19 protein-coding genes are annotated in these 19,260 nt (G+C 62.1%); 3 read left to right on the forward strand and 16 right to left on the reverse strand.

What is annotated here, in order from left to right; translation table 11 throughout:
• From VMX79_03355 to VMX79_03410, 12 genes are all read right to left on the reverse strand, one after another.
• Positions 1–193, reverse strand: a 193-nt coding sequence (locus tag VMX79_03355; GenBank protein ID HUV86127.1) for a hypothetical protein, incomplete at its 3' end; no start/stop codon positions are given.
• 128 nt (positions 194–321) lie between these two features.
• The gene (locus VMX79_03360) at positions 322–564 is read right to left on the reverse strand and encodes a DNRLRE domain-containing protein (GenBank protein HUV86128.1); all 243 of its coding nucleotides are present in this window, start codon (positions 562–564) and stop codon (positions 322–324) included.
• Between the two features lie 679 nt (positions 565–1,243).
• On the reverse strand, positions 1,244–2,845 hold the full coding sequence (gene secD, locus VMX79_03365) for a protein translocase subunit SecD (protein ID HUV86129.1): 1,602 nt from the start codon (positions 2,843–2,845) through the stop codon (positions 1,244–1,246).
• 24 nt (positions 2,846–2,869) lie between these two features.
• On the reverse strand, positions 2,870–3,844 hold the full coding sequence (locus tag VMX79_03370) for a hypothetical protein (protein ID HUV86130.1): 975 nt from the start codon (positions 3,842–3,844) through the stop codon (positions 2,870–2,872).
• Between the two features lie 61 nt (positions 3,845–3,905).
• Positions 3,906–5,021: a branched-chain amino acid ABC transporter permease gene (locus VMX79_03375; protein HUV86131.1), complete on the reverse strand. Its 1,116-nt coding sequence runs from the start codon at positions 5,019–5,021 to the stop codon at positions 3,906–3,908.
• Positions 5,022–5,078: 57 nt separating this feature from the next.
• Complete coding sequence (locus VMX79_03380; GenBank protein ID HUV86132.1) at positions 5,079–6,095, reverse strand: SH3 domain-containing protein; 1,017 nt, start codon at positions 6,093–6,095, stop codon at positions 5,079–5,081.
• Between the two features lie 11 nt (positions 6,096–6,106).
• Complete coding sequence (locus VMX79_03385; GenBank protein ID HUV86133.1) at positions 6,107–7,009, reverse strand: branched-chain amino acid ABC transporter permease; 903 nt, start codon at positions 7,007–7,009, stop codon at positions 6,107–6,109.
• 71 nt (positions 7,010–7,080) lie between these two features.
• Positions 7,081–7,251 carry a hypothetical protein gene (locus tag VMX79_03390; GenBank protein ID HUV86134.1) on the reverse strand — a complete coding sequence of 57 codons (171 nt, stop codon included), beginning with the start codon at positions 7,249–7,251 and terminating at the stop codon, positions 7,081–7,083.
• Between the two features lie 161 nt (positions 7,252–7,412).
• Positions 7,413–8,993, reverse strand: coding sequence for a glycosyltransferase family 39 protein (locus VMX79_03395; protein HUV86135.1), 1,581 nt, complete (start codon positions 8,991–8,993; stop codon positions 7,413–7,415).
• A 39-nt stretch (positions 8,994–9,032) separates the two neighbouring features.
• A complete protein-coding gene (locus VMX79_03400) occupies positions 9,033–10,241 on the reverse strand; it encodes an ABC transporter substrate-binding protein (protein HUV86136.1) in 1,209 nt (402 codons plus the stop codon).
• A gap of 58 nt (positions 10,242–10,299) precedes the next feature.
• Positions 10,300–11,979: a methyl-accepting chemotaxis protein gene (locus tag VMX79_03405; protein HUV86137.1), complete on the reverse strand. Its 1,680-nt coding sequence runs from the start codon at positions 11,977–11,979 to the stop codon at positions 10,300–10,302.
• Between the two features lie 36 nt (positions 11,980–12,015).
• A complete protein-coding gene (locus tag VMX79_03410; GenBank protein ID HUV86138.1) occupies positions 12,016–12,855 on the reverse strand; it encodes a hypothetical protein in 840 nt (279 codons plus the stop codon).
• 138 nt (positions 12,856–12,993) lie between these two features.
• Here VMX79_03410 and VMX79_03415 point away from each other — a divergent pair, with 138 nt between their 5' ends.
• Entirely contained in the window at positions 12,994–13,515 is a 522-nt protein-coding gene (locus VMX79_03415) for a gamma carbonic anhydrase family protein (GenBank protein ID HUV86139.1), read from the forward strand.
• 45 nt (positions 13,516–13,560) lie between these two features.
• A complete protein-coding gene (locus VMX79_03420) occupies positions 13,561–15,213 on the forward strand; it encodes a glycosyltransferase family 39 protein (protein ID HUV86140.1) in 1,653 nt (550 codons plus the stop codon).
• A gap of 171 nt (positions 15,214–15,384) precedes the next feature.
• Here VMX79_03420 and VMX79_03425 read toward each other — a convergent pair whose 3' ends face one another.
• From VMX79_03425 to VMX79_03435, 3 genes are all read right to left on the reverse strand, one after another.
• Positions 15,385–15,753: a hypothetical protein gene (locus tag VMX79_03425; protein HUV86141.1), complete on the reverse strand. Its 369-nt coding sequence runs from the start codon at positions 15,751–15,753 to the stop codon at positions 15,385–15,387.
• Positions 15,737–16,819, reverse strand: a complete 1,083-nt coding sequence (locus tag VMX79_03430; GenBank protein HUV86142.1) for a DUF1028 domain-containing protein — start codon at positions 16,817–16,819, stop codon at positions 15,737–15,739. The genes VMX79_03425 and VMX79_03430 overlap by 17 nt, the downstream gene beginning before the upstream one ends.
• Before the next feature lie 98 nt (positions 16,820–16,917).
• On the reverse strand, positions 16,918–17,391 hold the full coding sequence (locus VMX79_03435; protein ID HUV86143.1) for a superoxide dismutase [Ni]: 474 nt from the start codon (positions 17,389–17,391) through the stop codon (positions 16,918–16,920).
• Between the two features lie 197 nt (positions 17,392–17,588).
• Here VMX79_03435 and VMX79_03440 point away from each other — a divergent pair, with 197 nt between their 5' ends.
• The gene (locus VMX79_03440; GenBank protein HUV86144.1) at positions 17,589–18,689 is read left to right on the forward strand and encodes a hypothetical protein; all 1,101 of its coding nucleotides are present in this window, start codon (positions 17,589–17,591) and stop codon (positions 18,687–18,689) included.
• 72 nt (positions 18,690–18,761) lie between these two features.
• Here the strand turns inward: VMX79_03440 and VMX79_03445 are convergent, their stop codons facing one another.
• The gene (locus tag VMX79_03445; protein HUV86145.1) at positions 18,762–19,250 is read right to left on the reverse strand and encodes a hypothetical protein; all 489 of its coding nucleotides are present in this window, start codon (positions 19,248–19,250) and stop codon (positions 18,762–18,764) included.
• Between the last annotated feature and the right edge of the window lie 10 nt (positions 19,251–19,260).

A 19,260-nucleotide genomic window follows, 5' to 3' on the forward strand; every position in this document is an offset into this window, starting at 1 on the left:
CCACCAGCCCGCGCACCTCGGTCGCGGGCCCGAAATTAGCCGTTAAGTACGCGTTGTTCCCGAAGTTCACCGAAGGCTGCAGTATGTTCACCATCGCGTCCTTGCCCTCGGCGCCGGGCTGAAGGGTAAGTTCCTCGGCGAAAGCCCACGACGCGACCGACAATATGGCCGCTAAAGCCGTTAAAACCCTCACGTTTACAACCTCCTTTGGCGTTATTATTTTTAACATTATACGTAGAGGTCTTAGCGCGGTCAAGGGAAATTACGGAGCACCTAAAAAAAGCCGGCCCGCTGGGGCCGGCTTAGGTCGCGGTCGCCCTCTTACTTGAAAAGGGCTTTCACTTTGCCGAAGGACGTGGGCGCGATTGCCGAAGGCGTGTAGTCCACCGTGAGCTTGGGCCGGTAGTCCGCGGTGGCGTGGTCGCTCGAGCAGACGTACGGGTATGTACCGGGCCCCTCGGTGCCTTTTATAACCTTAAAGCCGTAGTCCGGATATGTACCGCTTACCCAAACCTGGACCAGCGTCTTGACGTTAAACTTGTAATGGGCCACGCCGTAAAACATTACCGTAGCGTACGCCGTCGCAAAGTGCGGCCGGGAATATTTTTCTTTCGCGGGTTTTTAAACTGACAGTTCCTGTCAGGTAGGTTTGTTATTATTTATACCGTGGCTAAATAGTTAGCCATATAATCAAAAGGAGGAGAAATGTTAAAAAACATACTGTCGTTCGGCGTAGGTACGGTAATCGTTCTGGGTATCCTAGGTTGCCAAAACGGCCCAGGTACGATACCTACACCTATGGAACTACCGGAAACCGATGGCGGCTGGAACGTCGAAGGTATCGTTTGGAACTACGGCGACCCGGTAGACAATTGCAGGGTTGACATCCAGGTTTATTTTATATCAGTACCCCCTGATCCCCCGGACCCTAACTGGGGGACCGTTAAAACCGTTTACACCGACGACCAAGGGTGTTACGAAGCGCTTAATTGTTGGCAGTCCCGCGATCCGGCTAGGGTAAGGTTCTATAAACAAGGATTAGGTGAGCGTTACTCCGCCGCATGGGAAGCGTACCCTGACACCACTTACAGCGTAGCTATGGATTTCGCCTGGCCGGCAATCGACGATTAACACTTATATCCCGTAATTTAAGGGAGCCTAACGGTTCCCTTTTAAATTAACCTCGCGGGCCCGCCTTTTATATTATTAATATATGTGCACCTAAGTGCACTTTGTCAAAAACTTAGCCGATATACAACCTCTTGACCCGCCGGCCGGTGAAGTAGTCGAATACGGACTTGGTGACGACGATGGCGGTGAACATCGACGCCGCGATGCCGATGGTCAGCGTTACGGCGAAGCCGCGCACGGGCCCGGTCCCGAAGAGGTACAGGAAGACGGCCGCGATAACGGTCGTTATGTTGGAGTCGAATATGGTCAGGAAGGCGCGGCGGTAGCCGGTATCCACCGCGGCCTTGACCGTCTTCCCGGCCCGCAGCTCCTCCCGTATTCGCTCGTAGATGAGCACGTTCGCATCTATGGCCATCGCGACGGAGAGTATCAGGCCCGCGATGCCCGGCAGCGTGAGCGTCGCGTGCAGCAGGACCATAACGGCGACGACGATGACGAGGTTGAATAACAGCGCCATGTCGGCGACGATGCCGGCGAGGTGATAGTAGAATATCGTCAGGAAGACGATGATGGCTAACGCGACGAGCGAGGCGATGACGCCGTTGCGGATGGCGTCGCGGCCCAGCGACGGCCCGACCACCTGCTCCTGGATCTGCCACAACTTGGCCGGCAGCGCGCCCGAGCGGAGGACGAGCGCCAGGTCCGACGCCTCCTCGCTCGAGAAGTTGCCCGTTATTTCGCCGCGGGTCGTAATGCGGGACTGAATGACGGGCGCCGATTGGACGAAGCCGTCGAGCAGGATGGCGAGCCGTTCCTTGATGTGGGCGCCGGTCAAATCGCCGAAGATGCGGGCCCCCTCGCCGTTCCACGTGAACTCGACGTTGGGCTTGCCGTACTGGTCGTACGCCATCTGGGCGTTGCGCAGGTACTTGCCGGTGATGGGCGTCTCCTCGTTGACCAGGTAGACGGACCGGTAGTCGCCGCCCAGCTCTATGTGCGTCTCGTCGTCCTCGAGCCGTACGGCGTTGGAATACGCGACTATCCAGCCGTCGGGTACGAGCCCCGTTTCGGCCGCCCGGGCGAAAGTCTCCTTGACCCACTCGTAGTCGTCCTCGTAGAAGACGGTATCGCCGCGGATGGTCTGGAGCTTGTCGCCCAACGCGGCGTACTTGCCGCCGGCCGCCTCCTCGGCCTTTGCCTTATCGTACTCCTGAATCAACTTGTACAACGCGTCGGTGGGATTGACGAGTTTAAACTCCAAGAGCGCCGTCGTCCCGATGAGTTCCTTGGCCCGGGCCGGGTCCTTGATGCCGGGTAGTTTGACGACGATGCGGTTGCGGCCCTCGCTCTGAATTTCCGGCTCGGCCACGCCCAGCTCGTCGACGCGCTTGCGGATTATCTCCACCGTCAGGTTGACGGCGTCCCGGAGCTCCTTGTCGGACAAGCCGGTCTCGTCTACCTCGTAAATGAGGTATATGCCGCCTTTGAGGTCGAGCCCCAGCTTAATAGCTCGCTTCGGTAGGACGCGGCCGACGGGCGCGAGCCACGACGGGAAGTCGGTCTCGTATCCGCCGGGCCAGTTCAGGACGAAGTGGTCCTCCTCGTATTCGTCCTGCCACCACCGGTAGAAGTCAATAGTCGGACAGACGTAGAGAAACGCCAGGACGGCGACGATAATTATTAAAGTCGCGCGTAAGACGGTGCGATAACGCAAAGCTGGTTACCTCCGGGAAGCGGTTTATTTCGACGGTTGCGGTATCGGGCGGCTCTCGCCGTCCACGTAATACTCAAGCGCCGTCAGCGTCGCCGGCAGCGAACCCGACGACATCAGCAGCACAATGTCCGCGGCGCGCGCCTCGTCGAGCTCGCCTATTATCCGGCCGCTCTTGTAGGTCTGTTCTTTAACGCGAGCGGTGTAGAACAGCTCGTCATCGAACACCACCGCGAGCGCCTCGCCGACGTGGCGGGCCGTGAGCCCCGAAAAAATAACGCCGTCGCGCTCGCTCAGGTCGAAGTAGACCTCCGGCTCGCCGCCCGAGCCCTTTACCACGGCGGCGTCCACGGCGCTCGTTACGGCCATACCGTCGCCGGTCGCGAGCGCCGCTTTATAGACGTCGCCCTCCTCGGCCTCGAGCTCGCGGGTCCACACCACCCTCTCGCCCGGCTTTAAGGTAGCCCGGAGCGCGTCCGCTACACCCTCGCGGTCCGACGCGGCGACCAAAACCACGTTGCCGTGTTCGTAGGGCAAGAGCCGGTCGGCGGGCCACCCGGCCGCGGCCAGCGTTTCTACGAACTCGCCGCGCTCCGCCACCGCCTGCAGCTCCAACAGGCCCGGCGCCGTCAGGATCTCGAGCGCCCGCGCCGGGTCCGGGCAGTCGAAGAGCTCCACCGTAATCTGCCCCTCGCCCGGGCCGCGTTCGACATCGTGCCGCCGCGCCAGCTGCGCCGCCCGCCGCTCGAGAATCGGCAATAACTTCGCCGTCGCCGCCGGGACGTCGGCCTCGGCCACGCCGCCGACGGCCAGGATGACGCGCACGTCGTGGAGCGCCGCGCCGGGGCCTTCCCGCCCGGGCTTCTCGACGCGGGGGATTTCCTCCTTAGCGGGCGGCTTTTCAACCTCGGGCCGTACCCGGGGCGTATATTCCTCCGGCAAGCCCGACGCCCAGGTCAGCGCCGCGGCCGTCAAAATAAAAAAAGTCAGCCTTTTCAACATAGCGCCCTTTCGGCTCCAGAATTCTATAATATCGTCGAGGGCGTGTCAAACTCTAAAAGGATTAAGCCTTCATAAGGCCCCGCGGCCTGAATACCGCCACCGCGACCATAAGCGCGCCGAAAATGAGGTAGCGGAAATCCGCCAGGAAGCGCAATAGCTCCGGGAACGACGCCAGGATGACCGCGCCTATAATAGCGCCGGGGATGGAACCCATCCCGCCCACGACCACCATACACAACACTATCGCCGACTCGAAGAAGACGAACGAGTTGGGCGAGACGAAGAGGTTGAAGGAGACGAAGAACGCGCCCGCGGCGCCGCCGAAGGCCGCCCCCAGCGCGTACGCCAGCGTCTTGTAGCGCGAGAGGTGAACGCCCATCGCCGCGGCGGCCGTCTCGTTGTCGCGGATGGCCAACAGCGCGCGCCCGGGCCGCGACCGCCGCAAGCGGTATACGACGTACACCGCCAGCGCCAGCAAAATTAAGACCAGGAAGTAGTAGCGCATGTAGCCGCCGCGAGCGGCGTCGAAGCCGAACGAGAACGCGCCTATCGTAGGGGCCTCGATGCCGCGCAGGCCCATCGGGCCGTTGGTCAGGCCGACCCAGTTGGTAAACGTCAGGCGCACGATCTCGCCGAAGCCCAGCGTCACGATGGCGAGGTAGTCGCCGGAGAGGCGTAGCGCCGGCAGGCCGCGGAGGACGCCCAGCAGCGCTCCGGCCGCCGTCGCCACCGGCAGCGCGGCCCAGAACGACCAGCCGCACTTGAGCATCAGTAGCGCCGCGGTGTACGCGCCGATGCCGTAGAACGCGATGAAGCCGAGGTCGAGGACGCCGGCGAAGCCGACGATGATGTTGAGGCCCAGCGCCAGGATGGCGTAGACGCCCATGGTAACCGTGACGCGGAGCCAGTATTGGTCGCGGACGACGAACGGCACGATCGCGAGCGCCACGACGAAGAACGCGATAAGCAGAACCTTCGTCCGCGCGAAGAGCAGCGAGCCGACGGCGATGGCCGCCGCGACGGCGACGAGGCCGACGGGCAGGTTGAGGACCGTCAGGCCCAGCGCCACGGCCGCGCCGATCGCGAGGAATATGGCCGCCGCCCGCGCCGGGTACTGCAACAGCGCGCCCACGTTGCGCTCGAAGCGCTCCAGGTCGGATGTGACTATCCCGTGCAATTTAATTCACGCCGGTTCCTAATTTTTGCGAAACCGTACGTTTGAGCGGTTAGCTGTTTAATCGTTGCTTAAATAAACGAACCCCTCAGAATTATTACGTAGCCGGCAATTATACCAACTATAATCACCATAAGGATCGTTTGCTTTAGACAACAAATCGTTTCCGTCGTCATAATAGATATATATCCTTTCACTCATCGGTACGGTAGCTAAAATATCATAACTATTCCCCGGCCCAGCGCGGACGATTAAACCAGCGTCGTCATTTACAGTAATAAAATCGCCGCTACCACTAAAAAAATCGTAAGGACTAAAATAGAGTTCAATTCTTTCAGTTCCTGCGAACCCTATATCGTCTCCCGAAACATCCTCCCAAAACCAACGGCAACCGTCGTCCGTAAAAACGAAATCGTAAGGCCTTACCATAGCGAGTTCAGAGATGTCCCCACCTTTACAAACCAAATAAACCCTTATCGAGTCAACCACTCCCGCCCAATACTTCACAGGCGACAAATCGTAACAAAGCCCTATTAGCGATTTAATATGCGATCGTTCCGTTCTCTCGAACGATTTCTCGAGCGTATACGAATACTCGATAACCACCGTATACTGCCCAACGTCATCGAACCCCAAACGAAATATCGCAATTACCGGTACCGCTTCGTCCTTCTCTTCCGTAACGAAATCGATATCGCCCTTTTTTAACTCAGTTCCCCCAACTAACACCCGAAATTTATCAAAAGCGTAAGGAGCTCGGCCGCCTATTTCGGGCCGCCCGATTTTAACCCCGGTATCGGGTATGTAAGATACTAGTAAGTCCTGACGGGGTTTTAACGATTCGAAAAAATATTTGGACCGTACGGATACCCGATCCGGATACTCCAAAGTTATAGTTAACTCGTTACTCCGTAAAGCCACCGTATCTATATCCGCATATTCGTACCCGTATGTCTTCCATTCCCCAGTAACGCCTAAATCGGAAGTATAGGTCCAATCGCCGAACGGCCCGATATTCGCTAAACTTACCCCCGGTAATAAAATTAGGGCACTTAAGTATCTTAGTGTCTGAACCACCGATTCCCCTTTTACGTCCTCCGCGGGATCTGCTTGCCCAATATTCCCGAGGGGCGGTATATCAATACTATTATTAAAATCGCGAAGGCGATGGCGTCCATCCACAGCGACGAGATGTACGCGCCGGCGAAACCCTCCGCCAACCCCAGGACGAGGCCCCCCACGAACGCCCCCGGCATGTTCCCGATGCCGCCCAGCACCGCCGCCGTGAACGCCTTCAGGCCGGCCATATACCCCATCATCGGCCACACCTGGTTGTAGTTCATGCCGACGAGGATGCCGGCGACCGCGGCCATCGCCGAGCCGATGGCGAACGTGGCGGATATGGTCCGGTCGACGTTGACGCCCATAAGCTTCGCGGCCACCTGGTCCTGGGCGCAGGCCCGCATCGCCCGCCCCAACTTCGTCTTGCCGATTATCAACGTCAGGAAAACCATCATCGCCGCGGCGGTCCCCAATATCGTTAGCTGCATGTTGGAGAACGTGGCCTCGCCCAGAACCGGGACGATGAGCTGGTGCTTTACCTGGAAGAACGCGAGCGGCCTCTCGGCGTCGAGGAACGGTTGGCGGCGCGCGCCCCAGACCTTCATCGCCAGGTTCTGGAAGAAGAGCGACGCGCCGATGGCGGATATGAGCGCCACCAGCCGGGGGCTCCGGCGCAGCGGCCTGTACGCGATGTATTCCAACGTGACGCCCATTATCATCGCCGCCACGATGGCCGCCGGCGCCGCGAGCCAAATCGGATACCCCGCGAGCCTGAAAAGCGTCATCGCGACGAACGTCGCCATCATGTAAATTTCGCCGTGGGCGAAGTTGATAAGCTCCACGATGCCGTAGACCATCGTGTAGCCGACGGCGATGAGCGCGTACACCGCGCCTATCGTCAAACCGTTGATGAGCTGTTGGAGGAACATCGCTAAGCGGTCGAAACCGTACGCGAATAATATCCCGAAGACGCCCGGCCCGCAAGGCCCGAACGGCGCCCTTAACCTATCCCGGCCAGCTTCGCGATTATAATAATCGCGACCGCGAGCGGCGTGATCGTCCGGCACATCCAGAGCCAGATTTTACCCGTCGGGAAGCCGTGGTAGGAGCCCTCCGCCGCGGCCTGTATCGCCTTCGGGCCCCAACCCCACCCCACGAAGAGCGCTATCAACAGGCCCCCGAGCGGCAGGAAGAAGACCGTCCCCGATATCGACTTGTAGCGGAGCCCGTCGCCGCCCGGATGAAACCGAACCTCGAGCCCCAGCGTTCCCGCAAGCGCTTCGGTACTACCTTCGCCATGAGACGCTTTCTCCGTCCAGCCTTATATAATAATTATCTTTTCGGAACCAACCGCCAGAAATTACTCGGTTCGTAGCGCGGGCCCTCGTACGCGGCGACGAACTCGCGTTCGTACGACGCCAAGAGCTTCTCGGCCTCGGCGCCGGTTACGCCGTACTCCTCGCGCGCGCCGGGGGCGAGCAAGTCCGTGGAAGACGTCGCCGGCCGGGCGTCGCTGACGTAAACGGCGCGGCCCGCGGCTAATTTATCGTCTATCCGCCTCTTGAAGTCGTCCGGGTCCCGGACGCCGAAATATATGCCGGCGGTCTCGACGCCCGCGAAGTAGTCGGAATATATCCCCGGCCCGAGGCCGTCCAAACCCGAGAAGATTACCAGGTCGTCCGGGGCCGTCACGTCATCCACGAACCTCGCGAACGATAAATGCTCGTTGTACTCGGCCTTGGACTCGGGGTATATCGAACCCCAGAAGTTCCCCGCGAACAGCAGGACCGGCAGCGCGTACAGCACTACCCGGCCTAAGCGCTTCGTCGCCGCGGCGCCGGCACTCGCGTATAAAAAGAATATAACGGCGAAGGCTTGCGGCGTCCACCGGTCCGTGCCGCCGGCGTCGCGAAACGTGAAGAAGACGGCGTACGGCAAAAAGAACGCCAACGCCAGCCACGCCTGCCGGCGCGACGCCCCTCGAGCGGAGAAGCGCGACACGGCCCCCACGAACGCCGCGAGCAACGCCGCCGCGCCCAAAATAATCAAGGCCGCCACCGCGTACGACTGCCAGGCCCAATCGCCGGCCAGCACGTCTTTTATCCAACGCAGGCCGAAGACGTTTCGCGCCAACGCGTAAAGGTCGAGCGCGACGTTCACCAGGCGATAGGTCATGTAGTAATGCGTCCGGCCCGGCGTGCCGAAAGCCCAGCGCCAAAGTTCGCCCGGGCCGCGGTAACCCAAAACGCCGAAGCCTACGACGACGTATGCGACGACCCCCGGCGATAAATACGTCAAAACCAAAGCCGGCAAACGCCGCAAATATTTGTCCGGCCTCGAGATGAAGTAGGCCGCGATTAAGAACAGAAAGAGCAGGCCGTTAGTTATATGGGTTAAAACGGCGGCGCCGGCGACCGCCGCGCACAACGCCCAGCGGCGGAAATCGCGCGCTTCCGACGCCCATTGCGCCGAAAGGAAGGTCGCCATCGCGGCGACGGTACTGACGATTACGCACTCCGCGTTGCACGAGTACGCCCAATACCCGTACGAAAACGCGAGCGCGAAACTCCCCGCCAAAGACATAGGCCGCGGCGCGCCGGCCTTCCTCAATACCATATAACATAAAACGAAACCGACGCCCCCCACCAAAGCGTCCAGAATTTGCATAGCGCCGAGCAGCCGGCCGCCGTAACCGAACAACCGCAAGGCCGCTTGGAACGCCAACGCCAAGGGATTATACGAGAGGTGATGCTGGTGCCATACGGCGGGGGCCCCGAATTCCGCAATCGCCAATTCCCACCGCATGCCGTCCGGGAAATAATAGGCGGACCGGAATACAAGGTAAATCGCCGCCACGGCTAAGGCCGCGGCGGCCGCCGTTACACCCCAAAGATATTGCCGCCGCTCGCGCAAGACAGACGTCCCGGGCGCGGCGCGACCGAGCGCGGCGCCCTAACTCCCTTCAGGCGGGCTCGGCTCCGCGGGCGCCGACGCTTTCAAAGCTTCCTTGGCCCGCTCGAGGTCCTCGGCCTGTTTTCGGAAGGGGACGAATTCGCCGTCCTTCACGACCGCGACGACGAGCGGCTTCATACAATCGCCGTCTTCGTTGAAGTACGTAAGGCCCGCCACGCCTTTGTAACCCTTCTCCGCCGAATCCATCGCCGCCACGTAGTCGCGAATAGCCTTGCGGTCCGGCCCCGCCTTCTCGATGGCCTCCGCCGCTATCCCCAACGCGTCGTACGTCAGCGCCGCCCACGCGTCGGGCTCGATACCGTAGCGCTGCTTAAAAGACGTGACGAAGTTCCGCGTCTTCTCTTCCCCCACGGTGGGCAAGAACGGGCAGGTAACGATGACGCCCTCCGAGGCCTTGCCGGCGTTCGTCACCAGGTCCGCCGAGAGTAGGCCGTCGCCGCCGATGAACGGCGTCTCCATGCCGAGGTTGCGGGCCTGGGTGAGTATCATCGCCGCGTTGGCGTACAGGCCGGAGACGAAGATGATGTCCGGGTTCTTCGCCATAATTTGCGTAAGCTGCGGCGTGTACTCCTGGGTGTCGCGGACGTAGGCTTCCTCGCGCACTATCTCCAGGCCGATTTCTTCGGCGCGAGCCGCGAAGGCGTCCCTGAGTCCCCGCCCGTAATCGTCGTTGTCGAAGAAGACGGCGACGCGGTTATACCCCAGGACGTATTTAATATATTCGGCGATAAACCGGCCTTGGAAATCGTCGCGGTAGACGTTCCGAAAGGTCCAGTCGCCGCCGGCGCACACCGTAACGTTGGTCGAGCCGGGCGAAAGCTGGAGCACGCCCATCGAGTTATACACTTCTTTGCCCGCGAGCGAACAACTGGAGTTGAAGTGGCCGAGTACGGCCAAAACGTTCGGGTTAGAACCCAATTTCTGCGCCGTGTTCGCCGCCTCTTTCGGGTCGCCCTTATCGTCCTGGAACTCGAGCTCGAGGGGGATGCCGTTGATGCCCCCGGCTTCGTTTATCTCGTCGGCCCGCATCTCGGCCGCCATCCGCAACATTTCGCCGTACTGGGCGCCGTCGCCCGTAAACGGGCCGGTCACGCCCACCAGGTAGGTCTTTTCGGCCTTCCTGCCGCAACCGCCGAATACGACTAAAATGAGCGCTGCAACGACGGCAGCCTTGAAAACCCTGCTCATTTTCCTCCTCCTACGCCCAAGCCCGGGGCGCGGCGCGGCCCAAACGAAACCGCTCAACCTACCGGTTAATCCACCGCCCGGAGGCGTCGGCCTCTTCGGCGAGCCGCGAACTTATTCGCGCCATGTTATCCACGGCGTCGCGCACCGCCTTAACCTGGCCCAAGGCTTCGGCCGCGGCCTCGTTTATATTCTCGACCGCGGTAGTGACTTGCTCCAGACCCAAACTCTGTTGTCGCGCCGACGCCGCGATTTGTTTAGACGTCCGGCCCATCTCGTCGACTAACGGGACGATTTCCTCGATCAAACTCTTCGTCTTCGCGGCGCCCTCGCGTAAGATACTCGACTGCTCGGCGCTCCCCCGCGCCGACGCCACCGTCTTCACCGTCCCGTCCCTTATGTCGTGCAGGACTTTTCGTATTTCCTCGGTGCCCTCTTTCGACGACCCGGCTAAGTTCTTCACCTCCCGCGCCACCGCGGCGAAACCTCGGCCGAACTCGCCCGCTTTCGCCGCCTCGATGGAGGCGTTCAACGCCAAGACCGTCGACTGTTCCGCGAGGTCGTTGACCAGAGCCACGATGTCGTCCATCCGGCGCGCGCTCTCGTTTAAGGTCACCGCGAGTTTGGCGGTGGTATGGGCCTCCTCGGCCAACGCCCCTATTCTCTCCGTGTTCCCCGATATCTGGTCCCGGGCGGTCTTTATCAATCCCGCCGACGAGTCGACGCGCCCCGATATTTCCTCCGCCCGCGCCGCGGTCTGCTTAACCGTCCCCGCCAGCTCCTTCATCGTAACCGAAGTCTGGGAAATAGCCGAGGCCTGCTCCGCCGCTATGCTCGCTTGTTCCGTCAAACTCTCGCGGGCGCGGCCGGCCCCGCCGGCGAGTTCTTCCGCTGCGCGCCGTGTTTTTTCGTCAAACGCGCGGGCATCGTCGAAGAACCGTCGGTACGCGGCCGTCAACTCCTCGACCTCGCCGCCTACGTAATACGTAATCGGCGCCGCCGTAGCGGTATTCCTGAGCGGCACCGTTACGTGACCGGAAGCGACGTACGCCGCCGCCGCGGATACGGCTACCAACACCGCCGCCGCCGCCCACCGGCCCAAACCCCACGCGGCCCCGCCGCCCAAACCGGGGCCGACGGCCGCTAACGCGATTAAAGCCGCCGCGCCCGCGCCACCCGCGATAAGGTACCGAACACCGAGCGATACACCCCGCCGCGGCGCGAACCTAATCCTCTTCGCCGTTAGGAACGCGAAAATCGGCGCCAAATAACGCTCCGCGGCCGCGTACGAAACGAGGCCGTACATAAGGGCGGCCCCGACGCCGATACACCAAATCGCCGCTACCCCGGCGTAACCGGCGGGCCCTGCTGCCGCGGCTCCGCAAATGACGTACGCCACGACGCCGCTCACGAAAGCGACGAGGGCCGCTAAAAACGGGAACGCCCTGATCCGCTTGGCGGCCGGCGGTTCGAAATCATTTTGGGTAGCGGCCGGCGTCAAGAACGAAACCGCCCGCGCCAGCGACGCCGCCATAGCCGCAACGACGACGACCGACGCCAGGCCCAACGGCGCGACTACGTACAGATGGGCGTATACCAGGCGGCGTTGCGCCGCGGCTTCGAGGCCGGCGGTCAGGAATAAGGCCGCCGCCGCCGGCAATACGTAAAAAGCGACGAACAATAACGCTTGCGTAAACGCCACTCGGGGGACGTCGACGCCGGTTTCGTCTCGCGCAGCCACGTTAGCTACCACCTCGGGCTTTTACTCCGGACGTATCTATTCGGCCGTAACCTCCTCGGCCTCGAGCCATTCCGCCGGCAACGCGTAACCTTCCCGGACGAGTTTCATCGTCGTCGCGACGTGTTCTCCCAAATCGCGCTGCTTGCCGCCGATTATAAAAGACCTCTCCCGCGTGCCGGCGACATCGAGACGGGCGTACGCCGGCAGGCCGTCGGGAGCCGGGACGGCCGCACCCGCGCCCTCGTACGAAGACCGCCCCGTCATGGTGCTGAACTTCGTATCCTGGCTGAGTTTTTGGTTAAATACGACCGAAAATTCGACTTGTGCGCCCTCTTCCCCCTCGAAAGCGGGCAACGGCTGCGCCTCGGCCGCTTCCATAGATACGACGCTCGTACCGTAGGAACGCGCCACCGCCGCCCGGGCGCCGTCGCGCCACAAGTCGGCCTTCGGGCCGCCGGGCGGAAAGAGCATCAACGCCAATAAGTTATAACTGATTTCCTCGCTGTCCTTGACGAACGCCGGCGCGCGCTTCACGCCGCCCTCGGCCAACGTCCAGGGCGCGAACTCGAGCCACCGCCCGGGTAAAAACCCGGCCACCTTCTCGACGTCCGGTATCACCGCGTCGCCCGCGAGCGTTTGTTGGTTCGCGGTCACGAACGTCAACCGGTACACGCCGCCGTCGAGCTCCTCCAGCGAGAAGGTCGCCGACGTCTCGGTGCGGCTGAGCGACGGTATGCCGAACGCGTTCGCTACTTCCGCGGACGCGCCGTCGATCTCGTGCGTCGCGACGACGCTAACGGCGTAATTAACCGGCACCGCGGAAGCCGCTGCGGCCGCCGCCACCACCGCCGCCGCCAAATAATAGGCCCTATACATATTCTACCCTAATGCCGTTAATACTTGGACTTTTGTAACATCTTTAACGTCCTTTATCAACCATTTTCGGCCGCGGCCGGCGTTGACACCGCGGCCTTCGTGTGTTAATTTGCTCGTCGAAGCACACGAGGAGAATATATGATCGAGGGTTATTTGGAATACGAACCCCGGCTGGGCCGGGATGTCTACGTCGCGCCCACGGCGCTGGTGCTGGGGCGCGTTACGCTGGGCGAACGCGCTTCCGTTTGGCCGGGCGCGGTCCTGCGCGGCGACATCAACGAGATAATCGTCGGCGAGTACACCAACATCCAGGACCTGTGTGTGGGCCACCTGGAGGACGACTTGCCGCTCGTCGTGGGCGCGTACGTGACGGTAGGCCACGGCGCCATACTGCACGCCTGCGAGGTGGGCGATAATTGCTTAATCGGCATGGGCGCCATCGTGCTGAACGGCGCCAGGGTGGGCGACGGCGCCATCGTAGGCGCGGGCTCGCTGGTGCCGCCGGGCAAAGAGGTCGCGGCCGGCGTCCTCGCCCTCGGCTCGCCCGCCAAAGTGGTGAGGAAGCTCTCGGACGACGAAATAGGCCACAACCGCTACTGGGCCGAAAAGTACGCCAAGCTCGCCGCGACCTTCTTGCGGGACCGGAAGGACAACGCGTAGCCGCCGGCCGGCCGGCGGCCCTGCCGCCCGCGCCGGGAGGTTTTATTGGACAAACATATTAGAATATTGCTGCTGATTATATTGGCGTCGGCATTGGGGCTCGTCACGTTGGGCCGCTACGATTTGCGACCCTGGGACGAGCCTTTTTACGCGCTCCGCGCCCGGGCCGCAGCGGAAGACGACGCCTGGCTCGACCAGAACGACTACTGCCCCAACCGCATGGCGAACGCGTGCTACCCGCCGCTGTTCGTGTGGCTCGCCGGCGCGACGATGAAAGTGCTCGGGCCCAACGAGTTCGCCGCGCGTTTGTGGGCCGCGCTATTGGGCCTCGCCGCGATACCGATAGCGTACCTCTTGGGTACGCGCCTCTACGGCCGAACCGCCGGCCTGTACGCCGCCGGCGCGCTGGCCGCGCTGCCCGGCTTCGTGCGCGTGAGCCGCATGGCGCAATTCGACGCCCCGGTGGCGTTTTTCGTTCTGCTGACGTTTTGGCTGTGGGTGGAATACTACCGAAACCGTAGATGGTTAACGGCCGTCCTGTGCGGCTTCGCCCTCGGCCTGGCCTTAATGACCAAAATCGCGGTGCCGTTCGTCTTCGTCGCCGCGGCCGCGGCCGCCGTCCTCACCCCGGGCGGCGGGCCGAACAGGGCCCGGGATGTCGGCGCCCTGGCGCTGGTCGTCGGCGTCGGGCTGGCCGTCGCGGCGCCCTGGCATATCTACATGTACGCCAAACACGGCGACTATTTCCTCGAGCATTACGCCGGTTACATCCTGCTATACCGCGGCGACGGCATCGCGGCGCAAATAAAACCCGCGACGTCGCCGCTCCGTTTTCTATTTTATTACAATTCCACCGTAATCTTTTTGAAGGGCGTCGCGCCCTTCTTCTTCGCCGGCCTGGTCGCGCTGCTGGCGTCGAAGGATACCTGGCGGAACCGGCCCGACCGCCTCGCCGTGGTCCTGTGGGTCGTCTTGTCGCTGGCGGTCCTGATGGTAGTTCGGTTCAAACGGGAGATATACCTCGCGGCCATATTGGCGCCGATGTGCGTTATAGCCGGCGGTTGGCTCGCGAAATTCGGCCGGGCGCAGCTAGGGAAAGTCGGCGCGGCCGTCCTGGCCGGGGCGGCGCTCTTCGCCGGCGGCTGGGCGGACTCCTCCCGGGTGCGGGGACCGTTCGTCGCCTGGATTACCCCCGAGTTCGCGCGCGGGAACGGCGGTTGGATGCTCACGGCGGCCGCCGCCGCGGCCGCGACCGCGCTGGCCTTCGCCTTCTACTTCTGGTACCGGCGGGCGCCGAAGGCCGCCGCCGCAACCCTCCTGGTCGCGATATACGTCCAGCTCGCGACGGGGGCCGTAGGCCAACTCGTGTACGGCCGGCGGGACTGGCAGCCGCTCAAGGGCCGGCTGGAGGACGCGCGCTACGCCGGCGTGGTGATGGTAACCGCCGACGAGTTGCCGACGCACCTCTTCTACTTCCACCGCCTTATGCCGGGCTTCGGCGGCGCCGAGCGGTTGATGTTGAACCCGACGTGGACGCGGGTGGACCCGGCGTACTTGGAGGAGCATTACCGGGAGGGCTATCTAATTCTTCTGGATAAGGAGACGAGGCCCGAGCTGGCGGCGCGGCTGGCGGCCGGCCTCGAGCGAAGCGGCGGCTCCCGCGTGGAGTCGGGGCGCTATATCCTATTCATTAAATAGGACCGGGACCGGTTATTACTCGAGCCGAAGAAAAAGCCGCCCGGGAGGGCGGCGTCTCAATACGAACTTAAACCTACTCCCCCGTACAAATCCCGCGCCGTCAGCAACTCCGGCGCGACCTCGCGGCCCCCTTTGAAACTGCGGAAAGAGACGCCGGAACCGCGGCCCCGTTCACCTCAACCCGTTCTGGCTCTTATCCGTAACCAGGCCGTTTTTAAACGTTATCGTCGCCTGGCCTTTCGCCGTATCTTTCCACGTGTAGAACTCGAGCCGCTCGCCGGCCAATTCCATCTGCGCGGTCCGGACGCCCGCGCCGCCGAAGATCGCGGCGACTTCCTGATGCGTCGTCCCAACTTGAATCCGGTCATAATTCGCGAGCGTGACGTTCGGCGAGCCCGGCCCCTGCGCCACGTCTATTACGTCGCCGACGTTGAAGACGCCGGCCAGGAATACGGCCGCCGCCACCGTCACGACGCAGCACAGCAGCAGCACCACCGCCACGAGGACGACTATCAACCATACCTTAGCGGTCCTGGTCACCGCGTCCCGCCTTCGCCGCGGCCTCGAACTTCTTCAGCTGTTCGTCGAAGAACTCGTTCGTCGCGTCGGCCCCGAGCGCCTTCTTTTCCCACTCGAGCGCCTTGCCGTACTCGCCCGCGGCGTAGTACGCCTCGGCTACGGTGTCCATAACGTTGGCGTCGTCCGGCGTAAGCGCGTGCGCCATAAGCGCGAGCTCGAGCGCCCGGGCCGGGTAGAGCTTCCGCGTCGCGAGGGCCCAGGCGAAGTCGTTAAGGGTCGCGGCGTCGGCGGCGCCCGCCGCGGCGACGCGGTCCATTATAGCGAGCGCGTACGCGGCCTCCCTGTCGCCGCCGAGCGCGAGATATCGTTCGACGAGAAACTTGAATTCCCAGAGGTCGTAAATACGCTTGAGCTCGGCCACCGGCTCGGCGTGGTCGTCGACGCGGACGTCGACCATACGGTCCGTCTTGCCCTGGTAGCCGCCGCCCTCGCGGACGACGAGGAGCGCCGCGGACTCCTTGCCGCGTTTGTCGCCGCCCGCGGCGTCGCCGGCCTTGAGCGCCTCGAGCAGCCGCCGCGCCAGCGGCCCCTCGGCCGAGATGTACGCCCGTTCCATCTCCGTTAGAACTTCCTCGCCGACCAGAATATTACCCTGGACCGAGTAGCCGTCGCCGGCGATATGGCCCGACCACGCGGGCGCCCCCTCGCCGGTGAAGACGGCGACGTTGCCGGCGGCGTCGACTATCGCGACCTGGCGCCGCGGGGCTTCCGCGTCATTCTCGCGCAAGCTCTCGAGCGCCTCCTCCGCCGACAGTCCCTCCGCCAGCAGCTCGAGCCCCTCGACGCCGTAGTCGAGGTTGGCGTACGCCTGCGTCGCCACCGCGCCCGCGCCGGCCTTCGCCCACGGGACGATGTACCCGGCCGCCAGAACCCTCGAGGCGACGGCCACGCCCCACTCGCCGGCTTCGGCGTCGTACGCCACGATGGAGAAGGTCCCCGCGTAATTCCCTACCGAGCCGCCGTACGTAGGCAAACGCCCGAGGGATAAAAAGGCGGCGGTTAATGCCATAATGCCGTGTATTTTCATGCTCACGTTAAAGCACCTCGTAGTCCGTTTGCTCAACCGGCTCGCCGCCGTCGCGTCGAACCGGCCGGCCTAACCACATCCCATAAACGTCCATAACCCTACTCGCCGACGGGATGGCCGAAATACGCCACCTCGAACTCGCGAAGCAGCGACCGCAGCGTGGCCACGTGCGCCGGGTCCGTCGACTGCTTGGCCTTCATCGCGTAATACATTATCTTGTGTAGCAACGTGAGCCGGGTAACGTACTCGCCGTACGCCCCGCCCTCGTCGGCGCCGACGGCCTTGATGCGTTGGGCCATGAAGTAGTCGGCGACGACGCCCATAATATCGTCGGCGTGGTATTCTTTGGTGTTGACCCAGCGGACGATTTGATTAAAATTCAGCTCGCCTTCGGCCGAAAGCTCGTCTATCATCTTCATGCACTTTTCGACCGTGGTTATATCTTCGGCGATAACCTTTATACGGATCTCGTCGTCGTAAATACCGCACGGAACCTGGCAATGCGAAAAGGCCGCCGGCGCTAAAACCACCCCGGCCGACATCAAACACATCGCCGCGAAAGCCCCCTTCATCTCGCACCTCCTATTTCACCCCGCCTAAAAGGATATCGTAACCCAACGGCATTTTACCACGGCCGCATTTTTATGCAAACCTTTCTTCAGCCGCGCCGAATAGGTCCTTTTATCCCCGGGCCGCTTTCCGTTTTCGTTTTGACTTGACGCCGCCGTTATGATAATTTCCGGCGTCAACGTCGAAAGGAGAGCCAGCGATGCCCGAGGTAAAATGCCCCAAGTGCGACACCGCCATACCCTATACCGACGCCGACGCGGGAAAGGCCGTCAAGTGCGCGAGCTGCGGCGCCGAGGTGTTCGCGGTCGAGGCCGCCGAAAAACTCATCAGCCTGAAGTGCGCGGGCTGCGGCGGCACGATAGACCTGCAGCCGGGGATGGCGGAGGCCTTGTGCCAATATTGCGGCGCGTCGTACCTGCTGCCGGCCGCGGCGGCGCCGGTCACCAAGGCCGACGTCCCGGAATATATTACGACGTTCAAAATCTTCCAGAACGATATGCTCGAGCACCTGAACAAGTGGCTCGATAAGGGGGTCTTTACCGCCGGCGACGCGGACACCGCCGCGGCCGTAACCAAAGCAACCGCCAAATACGTTCCGCTGTACGTCTGCAACTGCGACGCGACCTCCGCGTGGACCGGCCGGAACAGCACTACCGAACACCGCACCGTAACGAAGACCCGCACCGACGCCCAGGACGCGCGCTCAACGTATCAGGAGGAGGAACCGTACAAAGAATGGCACAGCGCCTCCGGGACCCACGTGGGGCATTACCGCGTCGCGCTGGCGGCCTCGAGCGGCATCCCCCAGGACGACCTGGACAAGCTCGTCGGCGACCCGGGCAACTTTACGAGCGACGAGGGGGCCGAGCCGTACGGCCGCGCCGTCCGCGAGGATAACTTCCCGGTGGAGCGCACGGCCTTCGACGCCGCCGAGGCCAAACGGCGGGCCAAGATGAAGGTGGAAGCGCTCGAGCGCGCGGCCTGCGAGGGCGAGGTGGAGCGCCTCGGTTCGTGCAGCACCCAGCTCTCGAACCTCACCGCGCGCCTCTCGTATCACCCTTTCTGGTGGCTCACTTATTCGTACAAGGCCAAGGCGTACAATTGCGTCATGGACGGCGTGACGGGAGCCGTGACCGGCAAGAAACCCGTAAGCAAAACGAAAATAGTAATCGCCGTCGTCGTCGCGGTAATCGTCGTCGTATTGATCGTAATAGCGATAGCTTGCCTCGGCGGCGGATACTGCGCGAGCACGTCGGCGCTATTCGACTGCGTAGTCGAGGGCGCCCGGGCACCGGCCTAATATCCCAAGAGGACGGTGCGTAAAAAAAGCCGCCGGCTAAGCCGGCGGTTTTTTCCAAAATCGATACGGCCCTTATCGGCGCCGGAATTCCCTCTCCAGTATCGGCCCGACCTTCTGGAACGCCTCGAACGGCTTGACCGACAACTTCTTCCCGTACCACCCGTTCAATAATGCGACGTACTTCTTCACTTCCGGGTTCTGGTAGACGCGGATGAAGCGGTACGCGAAGTATCTGATGTCGTTCTTATTTATATTGTCCATTACGTACATGCGGGCGATGTTCTCGTAGACATAGAGCAGTTTATCCAGCTTTTTCTCCTGGTCGGTTTGCAGCACGCTCTCGTCGAACTTGAACCGCTCGTAATCTATTTCGTAATACAGCTCCACCAGGTCCGGGTCCAACAAGTAATCCCGGGCGAGCGTAATTAAAAACTCGGCGCGTTTCTGCAGAAGGTTCTTCCGCATCTGAACGAAGTTCGTTATCAGGCCGACGAACGTCAGCAACAACAAACTGGCCAGGATAACGTTGCCCATCGTAATTTCCGGGTTCCACACCAACATAATGTTCACC

This window comes from bacterium, from assembly GCA_035529855.1.
Classification (GTDB): Bacteria; RBG-13-66-14; B26-G2; order WVWN01; family WVWN01; genus WVWN01.

Coding starts and splice junctions, on each gene's coding strand:
- VMX79_03360 (HUV86128.1), bottom strand. CDS start 564: ATGTTTTACGGCGTGGCCCATTACAAGTTTAACGTCAAGACGCTGGTC.
- VMX79_03400 (HUV86136.1), bottom strand. CDS start 10,241: ATGAGCAGGGTTTTCAAGGCTGCCGTCGTTGCAGCGCTCATTTTAGTC.
- VMX79_03445 (HUV86145.1), bottom strand. CDS start 19,250: ATGTTGGTGTGGAACCCGGAAATTACGATGGGCAACGTTATCCTGGCC.
- VMX79_03370 (HUV86130.1), bottom strand. CDS start 3,844: ATGTTGAAAAGGCTGACTTTTTTTATTTTGACGGCCGCGGCGCTGACC.
- VMX79_03440 (HUV86144.1), top strand. CDS start 17,589: ATGCCCGAGGTAAAATGCCCCAAGTGCGACACCGCCATACCCTATACC.
- VMX79_03415 (HUV86139.1), top strand. CDS start 12,994: ATGATCGAGGGTTATTTGGAATACGAACCCCGGCTGGGCCGGGATGTC.
- VMX79_03430 (HUV86142.1), bottom strand. CDS start 16,819: ATGAAAATACACGGCATTATGGCATTAACCGCCGCCTTTTTATCCCTC.
- VMX79_03435 (HUV86143.1), bottom strand. CDS start 17,391: ATGAAGGGGGCTTTCGCGGCGATGTGTTTGATGTCGGCCGGGGTGGTT.
- VMX79_03385 (HUV86133.1), bottom strand. CDS start 7,009: ATGTTCCTCCAACAGCTCATCAACGGTTTGACGATAGGCGCGGTGTAC.
- VMX79_03410 (HUV86138.1), bottom strand. CDS start 12,855: ATGTATAGGGCCTATTATTTGGCGGCGGCGGTGGTGGCGGCGGCCGCA.